Source organism: Lishizhenia sp. (assembly GCF_033720595.1).
GTDB lineage: Bacteria > Bacteroidota > Bacteroidia > Flavobacteriales_D > Crocinitomicaceae > Lishizhenia.
Genome location: NZ_JAWWCF010000249.1, coordinates 1 through 3448, shown reverse-complemented (window position 1 = coordinate 3448; position 3448 = coordinate 1). Strand labels below are relative to the sequence as shown.

The window sequence follows — 3448 nt, the reverse complement described above, 5'->3', positions numbered from 1 at the left end:
TGCACACAATAAAACTGCTCCCATAGAAGCTGCCATTCCTGTACAAATTGTAGCTACATCTGGGTTGATGTATTGCATCGTATCGTAAATACCCAATCCGGCATAAACAGAACCTCCAGGAGAGTTCAAGTAAATTTGGATGTCTTTTTTAGGATCAACAGATTCTAAGAACAACAATTGGGCGTTAATGATGTTGGCAACTTGGTCGTTAATACCAGTACCCAAGAAAATAATTCTATCCATCATTAAACGCGAGAACACGTCCATTTGGGTCATGTTCATTTGTCTTTCTTCTATGATATATGGTGTAAGAGAAGATTCAACATAATGCCCTAAATGCATGCTGTTAATCCCCATGTGCTTGGTAGCAAACTTATTAAATTCGTTATTATCAAACATTGTAATTGGTGTTTCTATTAATAAGTAACGAATATAAAAATGATTTATTAAAAAGGGGAGTTTGTAGCGGACTATTATAGGGAAATGATTTGGGAAAGTTGGGTTGGGGTGTTTGGGGGACAAAAGGAGGTGATTTTTGTAGATTATATTGATTAGTCGCATGTTTGCCAATCTCTAGGTTAGAATTTGCTCAATTATGGGATGGAACTTATCTTGGTAACGGTAATTGTAGTTAAAAGAAAATTCGAACATATATTTCTGAATATGTAGTAAACTAACACCGTGATGGATGCCGTTGAGCAATTTATTAGAGTTTCTAAGTAGTTTTTTCATCCAAATTTGAACAGAGGGTTTGGTTGCTGTGTACGCTGGTTTGATTTCAATTTGATTATGTAAACCCAAAACTTTTTTACATCTATAGTTTTTTCGAATTAACTGAACTTCTTGAGCATTAACTTTTTGATGGATATGAGCTGGAGCAATTAGGTTAATTTCATCCCTTCCAATTTTTTGTTTTTTGGCAATGGCATTGATGGATTTATGTCGTAACGAGTTCATGTTGTAGTCGGACTGATTTTCCTTAGACAGGATGTATAGGAATTGAAAGTATTCTCGCGCCAATAAATCTTGGGCCATAGCTCTTCTAATTTTCATGCTCAGATACCAAACCGTTCTATATCGTTTTATACCTAGAAGTCTTGATAGTTCTAGTGTAGAGTATGATTTTTTAACGTGGGTCATAAAGAAAATAGCTTTAAACCAAATGGAATATTTGAGCTTGGTAGATTCCATAATAGTTCCACTTTTTAAACTGATTTTTTTGCCACATTTACAGCGCCAAAACATGTGTTTTTCTTTCCAATTAGTAACTTTTGATTTACACTTTGGGCAAGATACTCCAGATTTTTCGCGGTGTTCTTTGATGAAAGAAATGCACTTTTTTTCCGTGCCATAAAGGCGGATGAATTCATTGATATTCATGGTTGTAAAGATTAGGTTGATTCTCAAGTTACGAAAACCAGATGCGTTAATCAAATGAAATTATGTGGCAAACATGCGACTAATCAATATATTTCCTATTCCCCCAAACAAAATCTCACCCCGCCCACACTGCAAATCTCCCACATTAACCCTATCTTTGCATTTTCTTTAAATAAAGAGCTTTGAAAACAGTATATATTACACGTAGAGAGCATTTTAATGCCGCACACAAATTGTGGAGAGAAGAGTGGAGCGACGAAAAAAATGAAGAGGTGTTCGGGAAATGTGCCAATAAAAACTGGCATGGACACAATTTTGTGATTTACGTTACCGTAAAAGGAAAACCAAATCCTGACACAGGCTTTGTGATTGATCTTAAAGATTTGAGTAAAATCGTTAAAGATGAAGTGGTAGAAAAACTTGATCATAAAAACTTGAACCTTGACGTTCCTTTTATGAAAGGGAAGCTAGCTTCAACAGAAAACTTGATCATTGAGATTTGGGAACAAATCAAAGACTCAATTCAACAGGCTGGCGGTGAGTTGGCTAAAATTAAGCTGGTGGAGACAGAAAATAACTTTGTTGAATATTTTGGGGGTAACGAACCATTTTAATTCTAAGTTTGTTCATCAAACAACTAACATTTTAATACTCGAAAGTGCAAGAAAAACTCATATACGACGATAAAGTAACAGATAAATTAAGCGCAATATACAAAGAGGTATTGGGAGAAATTGGAGAAGATCCAAACCGTGAAGGACTCCTTAAAACTCCCGAACGTGTAGCAAAGGCATTGCAATATTTAACTAAAGGGTACGACGAAGATCCAGAAGAAATTCTAAAAGGAGCACTCTTCAATGAGGAGTATTCTGAAATGGTGATTGTGAAGGATATAGAAGTTTATTCTATGTGCGAACACCACATGTTGCCTTTCTTTGGTAAAGCACACATCGCTTACATTCCAGATGGTAAAATTGTTGGACTTTCTAAAATTCCTCGTGTAGTAGATGCCTTTGCCAGAAGATTGCAGGTGCAGGAGCGTTTGACTATTGAGATTAGAGATTGTATCGAAAAGACCCTAAACCCAAAAGGTGTAGCAGTTGTAATGGAATGTAACCACATGTGTATGCAAATGCGCGGGGTGCAAAAACAAAATTCATCCACAACGTCATCTGCATTTACAGGAGATTTTTTAAACAACGATTCTACGAGAAAAGAATTTATTAATTTGGTGCAAGCTAAATTACATTAATCACATATTATGAGTAACGAAATACTTGACTTCACCGAGTCGAATCAGTCGCTAAGTAAAGCGCAATCCAAGGAGTTTTTTAGAAGTGTATATACTTACATGGTGTTAGCGCTTGTCGTTTCAGGATTTTTGGCCTATTGGATGGCTGCCTCAGGAAACGTAATCAAATGGTTCTACAATGAGCACACGATGTCAATGAGTCCATTGATGTACGTTGTTATTTTTGCGCCTGTAGGCTTAGCTTTCTTAATTCAAGGTGCCTATAACCGTTTATCCATGCCTGTATTGATGGGGCTATTCGTCTTGTATGCAGCCTTAATAGGAACGAGTTTGTCTACCATTTTCTTTGTGTATACCTCAGGTCAAATTGCTAGTACTTTCTTCATTAGTGCTGGGGCATTTGCGGCAATGGCTGTGTTAGGATATACAACAAAAACAGATTTAACAAAAATGGGAAGCTTGTTGTACATGGCTTTCATCGGGATTTTCATTGCGAGTATTGTTAATATTTGGGTGGGTAGTGACGGTTTAGACTGGATTATCTCTATTGTAGGGGTGTTTGTATTTACAGGTTTAACGGCCTACTACATGCAAAACTATAAAGCGATTGCGCAAGACACGTCCATAGATGCGGCAGATAAAAAGAAACTAGCATTAATAGGAGGTTTGCAATTGTATATATTGTTCATTAACCTATTTATGTCATTATTAAGAATCTTAAACAGAGATTAGAGATTAATGAGGCAAACGGGCGCGCTATCCATTATAGTCCCCAAGCCAAAACTTAAGTAATATTAAAGCAAGAAAGGCACTTCC

The 3448-nt window shown here is 36.4% G+C and carries 5 protein-coding genes; 3 read left to right on the top strand and 2 right to left on the bottom strand.

Annotated features, from left to right (window positions below; translation table 11 throughout):
• Both R3333_RS13430 and R3333_RS13425 read right to left on the bottom strand, forming a co-directional pair.
• Nucleotides 1–399: ATP-dependent Clp protease proteolytic subunit (locus R3333_RS13430; RefSeq protein ID WP_318959287.1), on the bottom strand; the 399-nt coding region annotated here is incomplete at its 3' end.
• A gap of 174 nt (nt 400–573) precedes the next feature.
• Nucleotides 574–1191 carry a hypothetical protein gene (locus tag R3333_RS13425; RefSeq protein WP_318959286.1) on the bottom strand — a complete coding sequence of 206 codons (618 nt, stop codon included), beginning with the start codon at nt 1189–1191 and terminating at the stop codon, nt 574–576.
• A gap of 371 nt (nt 1192–1562) precedes the next feature.
• On the opposite strand from R3333_RS13425, the gene R3333_RS13420 reads away from it, so the two are divergent.
• From R3333_RS13420 to R3333_RS13410, 3 genes are read left to right on the top strand one after another with little or no spacing between them, the layout of a single operon-like run.
• Nucleotides 1563–1994: a 6-carboxytetrahydropterin synthase gene (locus R3333_RS13420; protein ID WP_318959285.1), complete on the top strand. Its 432-nt coding sequence runs from the start codon at nt 1563–1565 to the stop codon at nt 1992–1994.
• 44 nt (nt 1995–2038) lie between these two features.
• The gene (gene folE, locus R3333_RS13415; protein WP_318959284.1) at nt 2039–2632 is read left to right on the top strand and encodes a GTP cyclohydrolase I FolE; all 594 of its coding nucleotides are present in this window, start codon (nt 2039–2041) and stop codon (nt 2630–2632) included.
• Nucleotides 2633–2641: 9 nt separating this feature from the next.
• Nucleotides 2642–3364, top strand: a complete 723-nt coding sequence (locus R3333_RS13410; RefSeq protein ID WP_318959283.1) for a Bax inhibitor-1/YccA family protein — start codon at nt 2642–2644, stop codon at nt 3362–3364.
• The last annotated feature ends 84 nt before the right edge of the window (nt 3365–3448 follow it).